Raw genomic sequence first — 18,416 nt, 5'->3', positions numbered from 1 at the left:
TTCTTTTTGCTCATTATTATTAATTCGACTATATGATTTATTTACATGTAAGAATGTAAAGAAAAATCACTTGCTTTGTAGTGTATCTTACATTTTCCAGTATCGAGAAGGAGTGGCTGGCAGTGACGAGGACATGGTGGAAGGAAGCCGTTATTTATCAGATATATCCGAGAAGCTTCAGAGACAGCGACGGCGATGGGATTGGCGATCTTAAAGGAATTGAAGAAAAGCTGGACTATTTGAAAGAGCTTGGGGTCGATGTGATCTGGCTGGGGCCTGTCTATAAATCCCCTAATGATGATTACGGTTATGATGTGAGCGATTATTACGAGATCATGGATGAATTTGGAAGCATGGAGGACTGGACGAGTCTGTGCAGTGAAATTCACTGCCGGGGCATGAAAATCATGATGGACATTATTCTTAATCACACCTCTGACGAGCATGCGTGGTTTCAGGCTTCCAAAACTCCTGGGAACATTTCTTTCCGCGATTATTACTATTGGCGGGAAGGCGACAGCGAGCCGAACAACTGGGAATCGTTCTTTGGCGGATCGGCCTGGAAATATGATGAGGAGGCCCGCGCCTACTATCTTCATCTCTTCTCCGTCAAGCAGCCCGATCTAAACTGGTCGCATGATGCGCTCAGAAAGGAAATGTACAGCATGATGCGCTTTTGGCTGGACAAGGGTGTGGATGCTTTTCGCCTTGATGCGGTCAATCTTCTGGTCAAGCCCGGTGAATGGCAGGACGGGGAGCCGGCCGAACCGGATCATTGCCTGGCCCCGTGCGGGCATTTAATTGCCAACGGCGAAGGGATTCACGATATTTTTCAGGAGATGAACAATGAGGTCTTCTCCCGTTATCCCATGTTTACCGTCGCGGAAATGGCCGGGGTATCGGCGGAGGAAGGTCTGCTCTATACAGATTCCGCTCGCAAGGAGCTGGACAGCATTATCTATTTTGAGCATATGGATGTAGATAACGGCCCGGGCGGTCGCTGGGAGACCATTCCGTTCTCTCTGCAGGCCTTTAAGCAAATTATTACACGCTGGCAGATCAAGCTTCAGGGCAAAGGCTGGATCGGACTTTATCTGAACAATCATGATCAGCCGCGCGTCGTTTCGCGTTGGGGCAATGACATCCGTTACCGCGTGGAAAGCGCAAAAATGTTCGCCACCTGCATTCATATGCTGCAAGGCTCTCCTTACATTTATCAGGGCGAAGAGATCGGTATGACCAATATCCGTTTTGACAGCATTCAGGATTACCGGGATGTGGAGACCCTTAACTATTACCGGATCGAATGCGAGATCAAAGGACGCTCCCACGAAGAGGTGATGAGGGATATCTACCTTAAAAGCCGTGATAATGCGCGCACACCTATGCAATGGGATGACAGCAACTACGCTGGATTCGGAACTGTGCAGCCGTGGATTGATGTTAATCCCAACTATAAGGAAGTAAACGTGGAGAAGGCTCTCGCAGACCCCGGCTCCGTGCTGCACTACTACCGAGAACTGATCCGGCTCCGCAAACGGCATGAGGTGATCGTCTATGGCGATTACAGCCCGCTGCTTGAGGAGCATTCTGATGTGTTCGCGTATAGGCGAACGCTGAATGATGAGACGCTGTTTGTCATCACCAACTTTTCTGAGAAGGAGCTGATTGTTGATCTGGGTGAACCGGCCTCGGAGCCGAGCTTGCTGCTGGCCAATTATCCCCCTGAGGAAGAACCGCTTACAGCGCTGCGGCTGCGCCCCTTTGAAGCGAGAATCTATCTTGCCCGGAACAACATTTCATAGCGAGATCACAGCAGTCCGAGAACTGCATACCGGAACAAAGCGGCTACCGTCTTGCTAAGAGGACGATAGCCGTTTTTTTCAAAATATAAGAATTTATAAGCTGAGCGCTTATCAATTTGCCTTATATTTCTACGAGAAACGGTGCCGTCCTAAAAGGACGGCGAAGCCGTTTCTTCTTGTATAAATAACGCCTTGGACTGGGGACTGGTTATGCTGATCATGATTTGCAGGCAACCTGGTGCTGCTCAGTTACGAAAAAGCCGATGAACCTGTATCAAGCGGGACTGCTTATGGGTAATGTATCGGTAGAGAAAAGGGAGCGGGAACGTATTACGCACGTCCGGACGGCATTGTTTGATTTTTTTTGAACAAAGACTTGGCATTTCGTAAGAATGTGCTATAATAATAAAAAAAGTCAAAGAAAGTCAAAGTCAACAGAGCATACAGCAGGTGATTACTTATTCGTTCCCGTTCGCTTTTTCAAGTATGCGGTGTACAGTTTAGGCCACACTAGTAGGGCTTGAACAGAATCTAAATCCGGGCTTGTCAGCCGGCTTTATACGGGATTCGGCTCTTTGCACTTTGGTTAAAGTTCCTTTAAAGGTTGAGGCCGAAAGAGGGAACGGTGCCATCGGCTGCATCTGCAAGCTCTGAATCTGGAGGATGAGTGATGCGTAATATCTCCGATATCATTGAACAATATCTGAAGAATATTTTGCATGAAAGTCCCGAAGGCACAGTAGAAATTCAACGCAACGATCTGGCGGACCATTTTTCCTGCGTACCCTCCCAGATCAATTATGTAATCAGCACACGCTTTACGCTTGAAAAGGGCTATTTGGTGGAGAGCAAACGCGGCGGAGGCGGATATATCCGCATTCAGCGCATTGAGCTTCCGCAGCACTCGGCGCTGCATACGCATCTTAACCAGAAAATTGGCTCGGGCATCGACCAGAGTACGGCTGAGGGGCTCATTTATCAGCTCGAGGAAGCCGGCTTTTTGACCAGACGCGAAGCCTGTCTTATGCGCGCCGCCATTTCGCGTGAATGCATTGCGGTTAAGCTCCCCCATCGGGACGAAATTCGTTCCAAAATGATGAAGGCGATGCTGATCTCATTGCTCAGCAAATAATTCGGCGCATAGAGGGAGGATTTCGTTATATGGTTTGCCAAGAGTGCGGTGTCAGACCGGCAACGCTTCATTTCACGAAGATTGTGAACGGAGAGAAGACGGAATTTCATATTTGCGAGAACTGTGCAAGGGAAAAGGGTGAATTAATACCGGGTACGTCGGGCGGATTCTCTATTCACAGCCTGCTTTCGGGTTTATTGGATCTGGAGGGGGCAAGCAAGGGGAAATCCGCTGCCGAGGCAAAGCCTCAAGACGTTCGCTGTGAGGAGTGCGGCATGACCTATGGGCAGTTCAGCAAGCTCGGACGATTCGGCTGCAGCTCCTGCTATAAATATTTTGACAAGGGTCTTGATCCGCTCTTCAAAAGAGTGCACGGCAGCACCAGCCATGTGGGGAAGATTCCCAAACGCATCGGTGCGCAAATCCAGTTCAAGCGGCAAATCGATGAATTGAAGGAACAGCTTCAGGAAGCAATCATGCAGGAAGAGTTCGAAAGCGCTGCTGAGCTCAGGGATCAGATTCGAAAACTTGAAAAAGAAATTGCACAAGAGTAAAGTCTTAAGATATATAGGGGGAATGCACGATGCCAGATCTCCGGTTTACCGAACAAGCGCTAAGCGAATGGATGCGCAGCGGCGGCAGCCACTCCGAGATTGTTATCAGCAGCCGTGTGCGGATCGCCCGCAATATACAGCATCACCCTTTTCCTCTTCTGGCTACGAAGAATCAGGCCGATGAAGTCTTGGATGTTCTGGCTCCGGTCGTTGATCAGAACCAGGACGCGGGATATGGCACGTTTGAGCTGGTGAAGCTTGACGAACTGGAAGAATTGGATAAGAAGGTACTGGTCGAGAAACATCTGATCAGTCCCAATCTCGTCAATGACTCCCGCAGCGGGGCGGTGCTGCTGAATGAAGAAGAGTCGGTCAGCATCATGATAAATGAAGAAGACCATCTTCGTATTCAATGCCTGTTTCCCGGATTTCAGGTTCGCGAGGCCTGGGAGAGGGCAACCGCGATCGACGATATCTTCGAGGAGTCGGTCGATTACGCTTTTGACGACAGAAGAGGCTATTTAACCAGTTGCCCGACCAATGTCGGCACAGGACTCCGCGCTTCGGTTATGATGCATCTTCCGGCGCTTGTCATGACCAAGCAGATCGGCCGTATTCTCTCGGCTGTTAATCAGGTGGGGCTTACGGCAAGAGGCATTTACGGGGAAGGCAGTGAAGCTGCCGGGAATATCTTTCAGATTTCCAATCAGATCACACTGGGGCAGACCGAAGCAGAGATTATAGACAACTTGCATGGTGTGGCTATCCAGATTATCGATCATGAACGCAATGCCCGCCAGCGGCTGCTGGATGATTCCGCCTTGCGGATCACTGATCGCATCATGCGGTCGTACGGAATTTTGTCCTACGCGGCCGTAATGGAATTGAAGGAAGCTTCCCAGCGTCTGTCGGATGTGCGGCTTGGCGTGGACTTGGGAATCCTGAAAGCTCCATCCATCTCGGTGCTCAATGAGCTGAATGTCAAGACGCAGCCTGGATTTCTGCAAAAGATGTTTGGCGAGAAGCTGAGCTCAGCCGAATGCGATATGTACCGGGCGAAGCTGTTCCGGGATACATTGGGGATCACACATTAATTATAGATATTTATTATTTATGGAGGTGCAGGGTTATGATGTTTGGCAGATTTACGGAACGCGCACAAAAAGTGCTTGCGCTGGCGCAGGAAGAAGCCGTTCGGCTGGGACACAATAATATCGGCACAGAACATATTTTACTCGGACTTATTCGCGAAGGCGACGGCATTGCCGCCAAAGCTTTGATTGCCCTTGGTCTCGGTCTGGAAAAAATTCAGGACGAGGTGGAAACGCTCATCGGCAGAGGACAAGAACAGCCGACGAACATCGCGTACACCCCGCGAGCCAAGAAGGTCATCGAGCTGTCGATGGATGAAGCCCGTAAGTTGGGCCACACCTACGTCGGCACCGAGCATATCCTCCTCGGACTCATCCGCGAAGGAGAAGGCGTGGCTGCTCGCGTTCTGAACAACCTGGGCATCAGCCTGAACAAAGCCCGTCAACAGGTTCTGCAGCTCCTGGGAAGCAGCGAGTCCACTTCGAGCCACAGCGGAGGCCCATCCAATGTAAGCACACCAACGCTTGACGGATTGGCCCGCGACCTGACGGCCTACGCTAAAGATGGACACTTGGACCCGGTTATCGGGCGCAGCAAAGAGATTGAACGCGTCATTCAGGTGCTGAGCCGCCGGACGAAGAACAATCCGGTGCTCATCGGTGAGCCAGGGGTAGGTAAAACGGCAATCGCCGAAGGCTTGGCACAAAAGATTATCAATAACGAGATTCCGGAAACACTGCGCGACAAGCGTGTAATGACGCTGGACATGGGCTCGGTCGTTGCTGGCACCAAATATCGCGGCGAATTCGAAGATCGTCTCAAAAAGATCATGGACGAAATTCGTCAGGCGGGCAACATTGTGCTCTTCATCGACGAATTGCATACACTGATCGGTGCAGGCGGGGCTGAGGGAGCCATTGACGCTTCCAACATCCTGAAACCCGCGCTGGCCCGCGGCGAGCTGCAATGCATCGGCGCGACAACGCTGGACGAGTACCGCAAGTACATCGAGAAGGATGCGGCTCTGGAACGTCGTTTCCAACCAATCACGGTAGATCAGCCTACTCCGGATGAAGCTGTTCAAATCCTTTACGGCCTGCGTGACCGCTATGAAGCGCATCATCGTGTAAAAATTACGGATGAGGCAATCGTTCAGGCGGTGAAACTGTCTGACCGCTATATCACCGACCGCTTCCTGCCGGACAAGGCGATCGACCTTATTGATGAGGCGGGCTCCAAAGTAAGACTGAACTCTTACACGATTCCGCCGAATTTGAAAGAGCTGGAAACGCGGCTTGACGATATCCGCAAGGAAAAAGACGCCGCTGTTCAAAGCCAGGAGTTCGAAAAAGCGGCTGCTCTTCGTGATACGGAGCAAAAAATCCGTGAAGAGCTCGATACAACAAAGAATCAATGGAAAGAAAAACAAGGCCGTACCGATTCCGAGGTTACCCCTGAGGATATCGCTCAAGTGGTGGCCAGCTGGACCGGAATTCCTGTTAATAAGCTGAAAGAAGAAGAAACGGAACGCCTGCTCAATATGGAAGCCCTGCTGCATGATCGTGTTATCGGCCAGGATGAAGCCGTCAAAGCGGTCAGCCGGGCCATCCGCCGGGCTCGCGCTGGTCTGAAGGATCCGAAGCGTCCGATGGGCTCCTTTATCTTCCTCGGCCCGACTGGGGTTGGTAAGACGGAACTGGCGCGTGCGCTTGCCGAAGCGATGTTCGGAGACGAGAATGCCGTTATCCGTATCGATATGTCGGAGTACATGGAGAAACACTCCACTTCCCGCCTTGTAGGGGCGCCTCCGGGATATGTAGGCTATGAAGAAGGCGGACAGCTTACCGAGAAAGTACGCCGCAAGCCATACTCTGTAGTTCTGCTCGATGAAATTGAGAAGGCACACCCTGAAGTATTCAACATCCTGCTGCAGGTGCTGGAAGACGGCCGCTTGACCGATTCCAAAGGCCGCGTCGTTGATTTCCGCAATACGCTGATCATTCTGACCTCGAACGTTGGCGCTCAAGCGATCAAACGCAACTCCACGCTCGGATTTACGGCGGTACAGGATGCCGGCGCCGAGTACTCGAGCATGAAGGGCAAGGTCATGGATGAACTGAAGAAGAGCTTCCGTCCGGAGTTCCTGAACCGGATCGACGAAATCATCGTATTCCACTCGCTGGAAGAGAAGCACATCGCCGAGATCGTTACGCTGATGTCCGAAGAGCTGCGCAAGCGGCTGCGTGAATACGCCGTCGATTTCGAATTGACGGACACAGCGAAAGCTTTCCTGGCCAAAGAAGGATTTGATCCGGCCTTCGGCGCGCGTCCGCTGCGCCGCGCGATCCAGAAGCATATCGAGGACCGTCTGTCCGAGGAGATGCTGAGAGGCAATATTGCCAAGGGCGATTTGCTGAAGATCGACGAAGAGAACGGCGAACTGACCGTGCGCAAGAAAGAGCCGGTATCGCTGGAGAAGGACGGAGAATAAGATACAGCCTAAAGAATAGGCATGGGTAATCATAGAAGGAGAGCCGCTTCCTTGTTCGGAAGCAGGCTCTCCTTTTTGGCATATATGGATATATATGCTGCGCCCTTTTCCCGAATGCTCTTTCGTTCACCGCCCTTAAATGGTAAACTTTGATTGACAGGGAAATATCCGCGATTTGAAGAAGTGGCGGCATGGTTAAACGGTTCGAAGGAGAAATTATGGCTAAGACAAAAACAAAATTTTACTGCATTGAATGCGGGTACGAGTCTCTGAAATGGCTTGGGAAATGCCCAGGATGTCAGGCTTGGAATAGCATGGTGGAAGAAACGGAAAGCGTAGTCAAAACTCAGGGGATGAACACCCCTGTTTTTCATAGTAAAGAAAAGCCCCAGTCCATCATAAATATAGAAAGCGATCAGGAACCCCGCATATTGACCGGTATCGGCGAACTAAACCGGGTGCTTGGCGGAGGGATTGTGCCGGGCTCTCTGGTGCTTGTGGGAGGCGACCCAGGCATAGGGAAATCGACGCTGCTGCTGCAGACCTCCCATGCGCTGACTACGCAGGGATTGCGCGTGCTGTACATTTCGGGAGAAGAATCGGTTCGTCAGACCAGACTGCGGGCGGACCGGCTCGGAGCCCTGTCATCCGAGCTGTATGTGCTCTGTGAGACGAATATGGAAGCGATCGAGGAAGCGATTGAGGCGATTCAGCCTCAGTTTCTGGTAATCGACTCCATACAGACGGTGTTTCTGCCGGAAGTGACAAGCGCGCCAGGAAGCGTGTCGCAGGTCCGCGAATGCACGACAAGATTTATGCGGATCGCCAAGATTCGCGGCATCGCGACCGTGCTGGTCGGGCATGTTACGAAGGAAGGCGCAATCGCCGGACCCCGGATGCTTGAGCATATGGTGGACTGCGTGCTGTATTTCGAAGGCGAGCGCCATCATACGTACCGGCTGCTGCGGGCCGTCAAGAACCGTTTCGGTTCCACGAATGAAATCGGCATTTTTGAAATGGGCGAAATCGGCCTGTCCGAGGTTGGCAATCCGTCTGAGCTGTTTCTTTCCGAGCGGCCCCTCGGCGTAGCGGGGTCCACAGTTGTAGCCAGCATGGAAGGCACGCGCCCGGTGCTGGTGGAACTTCAGGCGCTTGTCGCCGCCACGCATTTCCCCTCGCCGCGGCGGATGTCCACCGGACTGGATAACCAAAGGATGGCGCTCATTATCGCTGTGCTGGAGAAGCGGATGGGCATGTTCCTGCAAAATCAGGATGCCTATCTTAATGTCGCGGGTGGGGTTAAGCTGGATGAGCCGGCCATTGATCTGGCAGTCGCGGTCAGTATTGCTTCGAGTTTCCGGGATATCCCGACCAAACCGTACGACGTGTTCTTCGGTGAGGTGGGGCTTACAGGGGAAGTCAGAGGCGTCTCGCGTGCGGAGACGCGCGTTAAGGAAGCTGCCAAGCTGGGGTTCCGGAGGGTCATTATGCCCGAGAAGAGCCTGAAAGGCTGGAAGCATCCGCAGGATATACAGATTGTCGGGGTAAGTACCGTAGCAGACGCATTAGCGGTCGCGTTAAATTAGGGGGCAGAGGAATGAAAGACTACCAACTGGAAAATATGAACGATCTGCTCAGGCTAGCCGCACCGGGCACATCCTTCCGGGAAGGACTGGAAAATGTGCTGCGGGCCAAGACAGGCGCGCTGATTGTCGTCGGCTACAGTCCCGAGGTGATGGAGGTGGTAGATGGAGGATTTTCCATCAACTGTGATTTTTCGCCCAATTATTTGTATGAACTGGCCAAAATGGACGGCGCGATTATTCTGAGCGAAGATCTGAAACGCATACTATATGCCAACACTCAATTGATTCCCGATCCCTCGATTTCCTCGATCGAGACCGGAATCCGTCACCGGACGGCTGAACGGGTTGCGAAACAGACGGGTAAGCTGGTCGTATCCATTTCTCAGCGGCGCAACATTATCACGCTCTATCAAGGCTCCATCCGCTATGCGCTTAAGGATATCGGTGTCATTCTGACAAAAGCCAACCAAGCGATTCAGACCTTGGAGAAGTATAAGGCCGTCCTCACGCAGTCGCTGACGAACCTCTCCGCCTCTGAATATGAAGGCATCGTATCCGTGCCTGAAGTAGTTGGCGTCATTCAGCGTGTGGAGATGGTGCTCCGCATCAAGATGGAGATCAAGCGCTATATCACCGAGCTGGGCAACGAAGGACGCCTGATCAGCATGCAGATGGAAGAACTGGTCGGAAATACCGAGGAAGAGGCGTGGCTTCTGTACAGAGACTATGCAAGGGAAGAGGAAGAGGACAAAATCCGCGAAATTATCGCCGGCCTGAAGCGAGCGAGCGACGACGAGCTGATGGATGACAATCATATCGCCCGGCTGCTCGGTTTTTCGTCTACCTCCGTCGCTTCCGAAGAGTCTGTCACACCCCGCGGCTACCGGCTGCTTAACAAAATTCCGCGGCTGCCGAATGTCATTATCCGTAATCTGGTGGAACGTTTTGAAATACTGCCCAATCTCATGATGGCGAGCATAGCGGAGCTGGATGAGGTGGATGGAATCGGAGAGATGCGGGCTCGGGGAATTCAGGACGGATTAAAACGGCTGCAAAAACAAGTTCTTATTGACAGGCAAATGTAAATAACATACAATCACGTAATGTTAGAAACGTTAAGACCTTACCGAATAATATAGGGGGTGACGAAATGATACAAAAATCAATTCCGAGTTTGTTCACGTTAGGTAATTTATTGCTCGGAATGTTCGGCATCATGATGGCGCTCAACGGTAAAATCGGTATGGCAGCAATTATGGTCATTATCGCGATGCTTGCCGATTGCCTGGACGGCCGCGTTGCCCGAGCCCTTGGCGCGGAAAGCGAATTCGGTAAAGAGCTGGACTCGCTGTCGGATGTCGTTTCCTTTGGTGTCGCACCCGCTCTTATAATGTACGTGACAAGTCTGCATGATTTGCATAATGCGTTGGCTTGGTCGGTTACCGCTATTTTTCCAATGTTCGGCGCGCTGCGTTTAGCTCGCTTCAACGTTCACCCGGGCGTTCCCGGGTATTTCATCGGCCTGCCTATCCCGGCTGCCGGAGGCGTACTGGCGACGCTGTCTCTGTTCCATAAAGATGTGTCTCCGATTTTTATGGTTATCGCTGCGCTGCTGTTGTCCTACCTGATGGTCAGCACGGTGAAGTATCCGAATTTCAAAAAAGTCGGGCTGCCCAAAAAAGCGGTCATCGGCGCACCGGTCGTCATTATCATTGCTGTCGCTGTTGCCGTTGTATTTCCGGACCAGATTTCCAAAATGATCTTTGTCCTGCTGGCCCTTTACGCCTTGTACGGTTTGAAGCAGAATGTTGACAGACTGGCGGCCAGACGCCGTCGCCGCAACAGAAGACGTTCGGATGACGAGGCTTATCACTCCAAGAACGGATGAGTTTCCAATCCTGATAATTAAAGAGCCGGTTCCACGCCTTGAAAGGTGTGGTAACCGGCTCTTGTTTATGGTTACGGAGGATCGCATGCCATACGGATGAATGGATGGCAGATCCGGCCTTACGACAAATTGAACAGTCCGAGGGTTGCGCACTTTTGTGATTCCTTCACGACGACCTCGTCCATATTGATCCCAAGCAAATTGCACAGCGCCGACATGTAGAACAGCTCCCGGCCAAGCTCGGAGCCAATGACCTCACGACAATTCTCGCACAACTCTCCCTGAACATGAGTGCCTGCGTTTTCCTTTGCCTTTTCCAGACTTACACCGGATTCAAACACCTGCTTGGTGGCATGAAGCTCGATACAGCCGCATTCCGTAATCGCCTTGACGACGGCGCGGTTGACTGATGCGCTGCTCTGACCGTTCTTGGACAGCACGTCAAGAAGACTGCGGTGTCTTAGCAGCAGCTCGGAGACTTGGTCTTGAAAAGCTTGTAAACTCGGTGCGCTCATTTGCCATTCCCTCCGTTTCTTAATTGAGTTCATTATAAGATACGCAAAAGCTCTTTTTCAACGGGTACTAAGCCATAAATCGAGAAAGCGGCTTTTGTCCACGCGAAGCTTATCCTATCTTATATTTTAAAAAAATGGGCCTCCTACGATTACCTTCCCGGAAATTGGAACATACTGGGGGATAGGCGTGAGATTAAGGGAGGTGCGTAAACCATGTGGAAAAAATGGATTTTATTATTTGCCGCATTATGCGGAGGCTTTTCGGGCTACTCGCTGTATCATGCCGCAGAGCAGGATTTTCCGGAAGGCATGACCAGGCTGGGAAACAGCCTGCCGATCGAAGGAAGTCTTTTGTTTGCGGTTCTGGGTGCCATTATTTTTTTGTTCGCGGTGGCGTTATGCGCAGATTGGGCGGAGGCAAGACTGCGGGAGGCGGTGCGGTACTGCTCTCAGGTGCCGATGGATGAATTGGCTGCCGGAACGGCGGGGCTGCTGGGAGGATTGCTGCTGGCGCTGCTGCTCTATCCTTGCATGACATGGCTGGGGAAAGCGGGCGAGCTCCTTCAGGTGCCTGTTACGGCTGGCTTGGGGTACTTGGGACTGCGAATCGGTCTTGAAAAGAAGAGGGAGCTGGGGGCGCTCTGGGCAACCGGAAGATTCGGACAAGCTGCGGAGCCGGAAGCCCCCGGGCCGGAGGAACATAAAATTCTTGATACCAGCGTCATTATTGACGGACGGATCGCGGATATTTGCAAGACGGGATTCATCGAGGGAACGATCGTCATCCCTGAATTTGTGCTGGAGGAACTGCAGCATATTGCCGACTCATCCGATCTGCTCAAGCGCAACAGGGGCCGCCGGGGTCTGGACATTCTCAATAAAATACAAAAAGAGCTGGACGTTAAGGTGCTGATATACGAGGGGGATTTCGAGGAAATCTCCGAGGTGGACAGCAAGCTGGTGAAGCTGGCGAAGGTGCTGCATGGCAAAGTCGTAACCAATGATTTCAATTTGAACAAGGTGTGCGAGCTGCAAGGCGTTTCTGTGCTGAATATCAATGACCTGGCGAACGCGGTGAAGCCGGTGGTGCTGCCGGGCGAGGAGATTATCGTCCAGGTAATTAAGGATGGCAAGGAGCACGGACAGGGGGTCGCCTATCTGGATGACGGTACCATGATCGTCGTGGAAGGCGGCCGCGAATTTATCGGCAGCACGATGGAAGTGCTTGTGACCAGCGTACTGCAGACGTCGGCGGGGCGGATGATTTTTGCGAAGCCGAAGCTTCTGGAAAAAGCGCAATAGCGCCGGGGCGTTTAAACGGAGAACCGTTTGAACGCCTTCTTTGTGTTCGTAAGGCTGAGTACTCTGTTCTTCGTACGTTCCCCCTTCTCCTGCGGCTTTGTCCGTACCTCGATTCTCCTTCTGCGCTTGCCCCGTCTCGGTCGTTAAGAGCAGCCTTCCAAAGCGCCGCCAGGCTTGGAAAAGCCGGACAAACACGCTATGATGGGGATATAAGTGAAATAACCCGTCAGGTGAGTGTTGTTGCTGCGAAGTTTATTGATGCACGAGCGGGGAACTCGGAACCAAGGACAGGAGCTTACAAGAATGGCAAACAGTGTCGGCGTCGTCGTTGTGGCGGCAGGCAGAGGAACGCGTATGGGAACGGAAGAAAGCAAACAGTATCTGCTGCTGCAGGGCAGGCCAATCGTCGTGCATACGCTGGAAGTGTTCCAGCAGCACGAACGGATCTCGGAGATTGTGCTCGTTACCGGAGTGGAGGATATGGAACGCTGCCGGAAATGGTGCGTTGAATACGGGCTGAGCAAAGTAAAAGACATCGTAGCCGGAGGCGCCGAGCGGCAGCATTCTGTATACCGGGGACTGGAACGGCTAAGTACGGAATGGGTAATGGTCCATGACGGAGTCCGGCCGTTTGTGCGTCCTTCTGATATAGACGCCTGCTACGAAGAAGCGGAGCGGACGGGCGCGTCCGTCCTTGCCGTTCCGGTCAAGGACACGATCAAGCAGGTAGACGCGCGGGGAAGAGTGCTCTCCACGCCGGACCGGCGCAGTCTGTGGGCGATCCAGACCCCGCAGACTTTTCGTCTGTCACAGCTTCGCGCGGCCTATGAAGCGGCAGACCAGGAAGGGTTCGTCGGCACCGACGATTCCAGCCTGGCCGAGCGGGCCGGGATACCGGTAGCTGTAGTCGAAGGAAGCTACAGCAATATTAAAATTACAACGCCCGATGATTTGGAGTATGCGGAATTTACAGTAACCACAGAGAGAGGGACAAGCATGATCGCTGTAGGACAAGGATTTGACGTGCATCAGCTGGTCGAAGGACGGCCGTGCATCATAGGAGGAGTAACGATTCCGTATGAGAAAGGGCTGCTTGGCCATTCGGACGCCGATGTGCTGCTGCACGCGATCAGCGACGCCATTCTAGGCGCCTTGGGGCTCGGCGACATCGGCCGGCATTTTCCCGACACGGACCCCACCTTCAAGGATGCGGACAGCCTGAAGCTGCTGGAGCATGTCTGGGGGCTGGCCAAGGAGCGCGGCTACCGGCTGGGAAATATCGATTCCACCATTATCGCCCAGAAACCGAAGATGGCGCCCTATATTCCGCAAATGACGGAGATTATCGCCCGGGCGCTGGAGGCGGAGCCGTCTCAGGTCAATGTAAAGGCGACCACGACAGAGCAGCTAGGCTTCACCGGACGGGGCGAAGGCATCGCGGCTCAATCTATTGTCTGCCTGCTCCAAAATATGCTATCATCATGAGATGACTGCAAGTAGAGCGAATCAACGAAATGAAAGAGCGGAGGAAATAAAATGGGAGATCAAGTCCGGGTGCGCTATGCGCCAAGCCCTACGGGACATTTACATATCGGCAATGCCAGAACGGCTTTATTCAATTATTTGTACGCCCGGAACCAAGGCGGCAAATTTATTATCCGGATTGAGGATACGGATGTGAAGCGCAATATCGCCGGCGGGGAAGAAAGCCAGCTGAAATATTTGAAATGGCTGGGCATCGATTGGGACGAGAGCATAGATGTCGGCGGCGAATACGGTCCATACCGCCAGACGGAACGGCTCGATCTGTACCGTGTATACTGGCAGGATCTTATTGACCGTGGGCTGGCTTACCGCTGCTATTGCACGGAAGAAGAACTTGAAGCGGAGCGCGAGGAGCAGCTAGCCCGGGGAGAGACGCCCCGTTATTCCGGCAAGCACCGCAATCTGACCGATGAGCAGCGTGCCGCTTTTGAACAGGAAGGCCGCGTCGCGAGCATCCGGTTCCGTGTTCCGGAAGACCGGACCTATTCCTTTAATGATATCGTCAAGGGTCCAATCTCCTTCCAGACAACGGAAATGGGCGATTTTGTCATAGTAAAAAGAGACGGAATTCCAACATATAACTTCGCTGTGGCCGTTGATGACCATTTAATGGAGATTACCCATGTGCTGCGCGGTGAAGACCATATCTCCAACACTCCCCGCCAGCTTATGATATATGAAGCCCTCGGATGGGAAGCGCCGTTGTTCGGACATATGACCCTGATTGTCGGTGAAGACCATAAGAAACTCAGCAAGCGCAATGAATCGATTATCCAGTTCATCTCGCAGTACGAGGATCTGGGCTACTTGCCGGAAGCGCTGTTCAACTTTATTGCACTTCTGGGCTGGTCGCCGGAAGGGGAGGAAGAGATTTTCAGCAAAGAAGAGCTGATCTCTATCTTTAATGCCGACCGCCTGTCCAAGAGTCCGGCCGTATTCGATACGAACAAGCTGGCGCATTTGAACAATCATTATATCAAGCATGCCGATCCGCAGCGGATTGCCGATCTGGCTATCCCCCATTTGCAAAAGGCCGGAAGACTGCCTGCGGAGCTTAGCGATGAGCAGCGCGCGTGGGCGGAAAGCCTTGTCACTCTTTATCAGGAGCAGATGGTGGCAGCTTCGGATATTGTCGATCTGTCGGAAATTTTCTTCCGTACCCACCTGGAACTGGATGCGGAAGCGGCGTCAATCCTGTCAGAAAGCCAAGTGCCGGCGGTGCTTTCGGCCTTTTTGGCGAAGGTTGAAGCGGCTGGGGAGTTTACGCCAGCTGCAATCGGGGCACTAATTAAGGAAGTGCAGAAGGAGACGGGGAACAAGGGCAAAGCGCTGTTTATGCCGATCCGTGTCGCTGTAACCGGACAGACGCACGGGCGCGACCTTAATGCGACCATTGCCCTCATCGGACGCAGCCGTGTCATCGATCGTCTCAAGGCGCAGATAAAAGGGGCCTAAAAGGCCTGGGGAATAGGCAAATGCCCTTGTCAGTCCTTGCGCTTTTCGCTAAGATATAAGATAGAAAATAATCGAAAAAGCTGTGATCAGGAGAAGTACACGTATAACAGCCATTTACAGAGAGAATAACCGCGAAAAGGCCTGCCTTTTCAGGCTGGAAGTTATTCATGGCACACCGTGGAAAATGCGCCTGTGAGCTGTGCGGTTGAGCGGTTGCTGGTAATAGGCACCGTTAGGCCGCGCCGGAAACATCACCGTTACGGATGCTGAGGGGGACAAGGAACCTGCCGTTTTTAAGGCGGGGAGCCCATTGTCCAAGCAGAGTGGGACCGCGCGACGACGTCTCTGCAGCTTTATGCTGCAGGGGCGTTTTTTGTTGAAATATAAGAGACTGCAGCGGCCGCTTATAGAGATCACAGAAATAGCGGATTAACTTCTTCGCTCTGCCTGACAACAGGAGGCGAGGAAGCATGGAGGGGGAACCGCGATGTTTGAGCATATCAAATCGGACATTCAGGTCGTGCTTGACAATGATCCTGCGGCCCGCAACCGGTTCGAGGTCTTCTTTACTTATGCCGGTCTGCATGCGATCTGGGCTCACCGGATTGCCCATCGCTTATACAGACGCGAATGGTTTACGGTGGCGCGCATGGTGTCGCAATTCAGCCGGTTTATGACGGGTATTGAGATTCATCCCGGCGCGCGTATAGGCAGGAGAATGTTCATCGATCACGGTATGGGCGTGGTTATTGGAGAAACTTGCGAGATTGGCGACGATGTTATCATCTACCAGGGGGTCACACTGGGAGGAACGGGTAAAGAGAAAGGGAAGCGCCATCCAACCGTTGGCAATAATGTGGTTATCGGCTCCGGTGCCAAAGTGCTCGGTTCATTCCGGATTGGAGATAACTGCAATGTCGGCTCGAACTCGGTCGTGCTGCGGGAAGTGCCGGACAACAGTACGGTTGTGGGCAATCCCGGCCGCATCGTGAAGCGCAACGGAGAGCGGGTAAGAGACAGACTGGATCATACGAAGCTGCCCGATCCGGTTATCGATTCCTTGCGTTTTCTGCAAAAAGAAATCGAAGAGCTGCGCCAGCAGATCGGCGGGGAAGACGGGCAAAAGGCGGAGCAGCGCCGGCTGGAAAGCGAGCAGTATTTCGGAGATTACGAAATTTAACCAGGCAACTGGCGACGGCCCTGAAAAGGCCGAGCGAGAAAGGATTGAGCAGTATGGCGCTCACTATTTACAATACATTATCACGGAGCAAGGAGGAATTCATTCCACTTGTCCCGGGCAAAGTCAAAATGTATGTATGCGGTCCGACCGTATACGGATACATCCATATCGGAAATGCGAGGCCGGTCATCGTGTTCGATATCGTTCGCAGCTATCTTGAGCAGCTCGGCAACGAAGTCGATTATGTGGTCAACTTTACGGATGTGGACGACAAGCTGATTCGCAAGGCCGAGGAGATGAACATGACCGTGCCCGAAATGGCCGAAATGTTTATTGAGGCTTTCTTGAAGGATAACGAGGGGCTCGGCGTGCGGCGGGCAACCCGGAATCCGCGCGTAACGCAGAGCATGGATCTGATTATCGAATTTATCAAAGAATTGGTGGATAAAGGCTATGCCTACGAAAGCGGCGGGGATGTCTTCTACCGCACCGCCAAATTTGAGAGCTACGGCAAGCTGTCCCGACAGAACCTGGAGGAGCTTCAGTTCGGCATACGCGTTGAAGTCGATTCGCGCAAGGAGAATCCTGAAGACTTCGTACTGTGGAAAGGAGCGAAGCCAGGTGAGATCTTCTGGCACAGCCCATGGGGAGACGGACGCCCCGGCTGGCATATCGAGTGCTCGGCGATGGTGCGCGAATTTTTAGGCGATACCATCGATATCCATGGCGGCGGGCAGGATTTGACCTTTCCGCATCATGAATGCGAATGCGCGCAGAGCGAGGCGCTGACCGGCAAGCCGCTCTCGAATTATTGGATGCATAACGGCTTTCTCAACATCGGCGATGAAAAAATGTCGAAATCACTCGGCAACGGTCTGCTCGTCAAGGATTTCCTCAGCCGCTACAAAGCGGGGGCGATCCGCTACTTCATGCTCGCGACGCATTACCGGAACCCGCTGAACTTCGGCGAAGAGTCGCTGCAGTCCGCGGAGAAAAGCGTTGAACGTATAGCAAGCGCCGCAGGAAACGTCAAGTACCGCCTAGATTTGGCAGGAGGCGACGCCGCAGGAGGAGCGAGTGAAGATCTCTCGGCTAAGCTTGAGGCCATTTTGAAGCAGTATCATGAAAAAATGCAGGACGATTTCAACACGCCGGACGCAATTACGGCCGTATTCGAATGGGTGAACGCAGCCAATTTGGCAATGGCGGACAATAATCTGCCAGCGGCCGATCTGGCTGCGCTGCTGAAGGCTTTTGAAGAGATGAACGCCGTGCTTCGGCTTGTTCCCGAAACGGAAGAAGAGGACGCCGACGACGAAATAGAGCGCCTGATCGAGGAGCGCGTGGAAGCGCGGAAAGCGAAGAACTGGAGCCGGGCCGATGAAATTCGCGATATTTTAAACGGAATGGGTATTGTGCTGGAAGACACTCCGCAGGGAATGCGGTGGAAGCGCAAATGAGCGAAGGCTGGTTTCCTTATTCGCCTTCCAAGCCGGTCAAGCTGATTTCGCCTATTGTGCTGGCCTATATCGGAGACGCGATTTATGAGGTGGCGGTACGGCAGTATCTCATTTCGCGTCCCAACCTGCGCCCAAATCATCTTCACCGCGCTGCGACCGGTTTCGTGTCGGCCAAAGCGCAGAGCAAGATTCTAAATTTGTTGGAACCGGAGCTTACGGATGAAGAGAAGGACATCATTCGGCAGGGACGCAACGCTAAGTCAGGCACCATACCGAAAAATGCCGATGTGCTGGAGTACCGCTACGCCACGGCCTTCGAATGCCTGATCGGCTATCTTTATTACACGGGGCAGCAGGCAAGGCTGCAGGAATTGATACACAGCGGCATTCAGCAAATGGAAAGTTAGAACC

The 18,416-nt window shown here is 52.8% G+C and carries 15 protein-coding genes and 1 pseudogene; 15 read left to right on the top strand and 1 reads right to left on the bottom strand.

The annotated features are described in order from the left end of the window. Window positions 1–122 precede the first annotated feature (122 nt). The 8 genes from KP014_RS00355 (at window position 123) to pssA (ending at window position 10,548) form a co-directional block, all read left to right on the top strand. Complete coding sequence (locus KP014_RS00355) at window positions 123–1,805, top strand: alpha-glucosidase (RefSeq protein ID WP_036595660.1); 1,683 nt, start codon at window positions 123–125, stop codon at window positions 1,803–1,805. Window positions 1,806–2,475: 670 nt separating this feature from the next. Further along, a complete protein-coding gene (locus tag KP014_RS00350; protein ID WP_025690718.1) occupies window positions 2,476–2,937 on the top strand; it encodes a CtsR family transcriptional regulator in 462 nt (153 codons plus the stop codon). 29 nt (window positions 2,938–2,966) lie between these two features. Beyond that, complete coding sequence (gene mcsA, locus KP014_RS00345; RefSeq protein ID WP_036595658.1) at window positions 2,967–3,491, top strand: protein-arginine kinase activator protein McsA; 525 nt, start codon at window positions 2,967–2,969, stop codon at window positions 3,489–3,491. A 29-nt stretch (window positions 3,492–3,520) separates the two neighbouring features. After that, window positions 3,521–4,585: a protein-arginine kinase McsB gene (mcsB, locus tag KP014_RS00340; RefSeq protein ID WP_090834682.1), complete on the top strand. Its 1,065-nt coding sequence runs from the start codon at window positions 3,521–3,523 to the stop codon at window positions 4,583–4,585. Window positions 4,586–4,620: 35 nt separating this feature from the next. Beyond that, a complete protein-coding gene (clpC, locus tag KP014_RS00335; protein WP_036592278.1) occupies window positions 4,621–7,074 on the top strand; it encodes an ATP-dependent protease ATP-binding subunit ClpC in 2,454 nt (817 codons plus the stop codon). Between the two features lie 218 nt (window positions 7,075–7,292). Next, entirely contained in the window at window positions 7,293–8,660 is a 1,368-nt protein-coding gene (radA, locus tag KP014_RS00330; RefSeq protein WP_036592305.1) for a DNA repair protein RadA, read from the top strand. Window positions 8,661–8,671: 11 nt separating this feature from the next. Then, entirely contained in the window at window positions 8,672–9,745 is a 1,074-nt protein-coding gene (gene disA, locus KP014_RS00325; RefSeq protein ID WP_036592280.1) for a DNA integrity scanning diadenylate cyclase DisA, read from the top strand. 65 nt (window positions 9,746–9,810) lie between these two features. Beyond that, the gene (gene pssA, locus KP014_RS00320) at window positions 9,811–10,548 is read left to right on the top strand and encodes a CDP-diacylglycerol--serine O-phosphatidyltransferase (protein ID WP_036592281.1); all 738 of its coding nucleotides are present in this window, start codon (window positions 9,811–9,813) and stop codon (window positions 10,546–10,548) included. A gap of 119 nt (window positions 10,549–10,667) precedes the next feature. On the opposite strand, the gene KP014_RS00315 is transcribed toward pssA, so the two are convergent. Next, window positions 10,668–11,063, bottom strand: coding sequence for a nucleoside triphosphate pyrophosphohydrolase family protein (locus KP014_RS00315; protein WP_036592282.1), 396 nt, complete (start codon window positions 11,061–11,063; stop codon window positions 10,668–10,670). 213 nt (window positions 11,064–11,276) lie between these two features. Here KP014_RS00315 and KP014_RS00310 point away from each other — a divergent pair, with 213 nt between their 5' ends. The 7 genes and pseudogenes from KP014_RS00310 to KP014_RS00285 all read left to right on the top strand — a co-directional run bounded on the left by KP014_RS00310 (window position 11,277) and on the right by KP014_RS00285 (window position 18,412). Next, entirely contained in the window at window positions 11,277–12,365 is a 1,089-nt protein-coding gene (locus tag KP014_RS00310; protein ID WP_036592283.1) for a PIN/TRAM domain-containing protein, read from the top strand. 303 nt (window positions 12,366–12,668) lie between these two features. Further along, a pseudogene (gene ispD / locus KP014_RS28520) lies at window positions 12,669–13,349 on the top strand (2-C-methyl-D-erythritol 4-phosphate cytidylyltransferase); the annotation flags it as partial. A 12-nt stretch (window positions 13,350–13,361) separates the two neighbouring features. Continuing rightward, window positions 13,362–13,850: a 2-C-methyl-D-erythritol 2,4-cyclodiphosphate synthase gene (gene ispF / locus KP014_RS28515; RefSeq protein WP_246590798.1), complete on the top strand. Its 489-nt coding sequence runs from the start codon at window positions 13,362–13,364 to the stop codon at window positions 13,848–13,850. Window positions 13,851–13,901: 51 nt separating this feature from the next. Further along, window positions 13,902–15,365 (top strand): glutamate--tRNA ligase, encoded by a 1,464-nt coding sequence (gene gltX / locus KP014_RS00300; protein WP_036592287.1) that lies wholly within the window; start codon window positions 13,902–13,904, stop codon window positions 15,363–15,365. Between the two features lie 487 nt (window positions 15,366–15,852). After that, on the top strand, window positions 15,853–16,545 hold the full coding sequence (gene cysE, locus KP014_RS00295) for a serine O-acetyltransferase (protein ID WP_036592288.1): 693 nt from the start codon (window positions 15,853–15,855) through the stop codon (window positions 16,543–16,545). A gap of 53 nt (window positions 16,546–16,598) precedes the next feature. Then, window positions 16,599–18,005, top strand: a complete 1,407-nt coding sequence (gene cysS, locus KP014_RS00290; RefSeq protein ID WP_036592290.1) for a cysteine--tRNA ligase — start codon at window positions 16,599–16,601, stop codon at window positions 18,003–18,005. Beyond that, window positions 18,002–18,412 carry a Mini-ribonuclease 3 gene (locus tag KP014_RS00285; protein WP_036592292.1) on the top strand — a complete coding sequence of 137 codons (411 nt, stop codon included), beginning with the start codon at window positions 18,002–18,004 and terminating at the stop codon, window positions 18,410–18,412. Before cysS ends, KP014_RS00285 begins: the two co-directional genes overlap by 4 nt. Window positions 18,413–18,416: the final 4 nt, after the last annotated feature.

This window comes from Paenibacillus sophorae, from assembly GCF_018966525.1.
GTDB lineage: Bacteria > Bacillota > Bacilli > Paenibacillales > Paenibacillaceae > Paenibacillus_AQ > Paenibacillus_AQ sophorae.
The sequence above is the reverse complement of the archived record's forward strand: the minus strand, read 5'-3'. Positions and strand labels throughout refer to the sequence as shown.

Bases quoted from the DNA above. Each gene is read 5' to 3' on its own strand.
- KP014_RS00310 (WP_036592283.1), top strand. From the start codon at position 11,277: ATGTGGAAAAAATGGATTTTATTATTTGCCGCATTATGCGGAGGCTTT.
- mcsB (WP_090834682.1), top strand. From the start codon at position 3,521: ATGCCAGATCTCCGGTTTACCGAACAAGCGCTAAGCGAATGGATGCGC.
- disA (WP_036592280.1), top strand. From the start codon at position 8,672: ATGAAAGACTACCAACTGGAAAATATGAACGATCTGCTCAGGCTAGCC.
- KP014_RS00315 (WP_036592282.1), bottom strand. From the start codon at position 11,063: ATGAGCGCACCGAGTTTACAAGCTTTTCAAGACCAAGTCTCCGAGCTG.
- ispF (WP_246590798.1), top strand. From the start codon at position 13,362: ATGATCGCTGTAGGACAAGGATTTGACGTGCATCAGCTGGTCGAAGGA.
- pssA (WP_036592281.1), top strand. From the start codon at position 9,811: ATGATACAAAAATCAATTCCGAGTTTGTTCACGTTAGGTAATTTATTG.
- clpC (WP_036592278.1), top strand. From the start codon at position 4,621: ATGATGTTTGGCAGATTTACGGAACGCGCACAAAAAGTGCTTGCGCTG.
- mcsA (WP_036595658.1), top strand. From the start codon at position 2,967: ATGGTTTGCCAAGAGTGCGGTGTCAGACCGGCAACGCTTCATTTCACG.
- radA (WP_036592305.1), top strand. From the start codon at position 7,293: ATGGCTAAGACAAAAACAAAATTTTACTGCATTGAATGCGGGTACGAG.
- cysE (WP_036592288.1), top strand. From the start codon at position 15,853: ATGTTTGAGCATATCAAATCGGACATTCAGGTCGTGCTTGACAATGAT.
- KP014_RS00285 (WP_036592292.1), top strand. From the start codon at position 18,002: ATGAGCGAAGGCTGGTTTCCTTATTCGCCTTCCAAGCCGGTCAAGCTG.
- gltX (WP_036592287.1), top strand. From the start codon at position 13,902: ATGGGAGATCAAGTCCGGGTGCGCTATGCGCCAAGCCCTACGGGACAT.
- cysS (WP_036592290.1), top strand. From the start codon at position 16,599: ATGGCGCTCACTATTTACAATACATTATCACGGAGCAAGGAGGAATTC.
- KP014_RS00350 (WP_025690718.1), top strand. From the start codon at position 2,476: ATGCGTAATATCTCCGATATCATTGAACAATATCTGAAGAATATTTTG.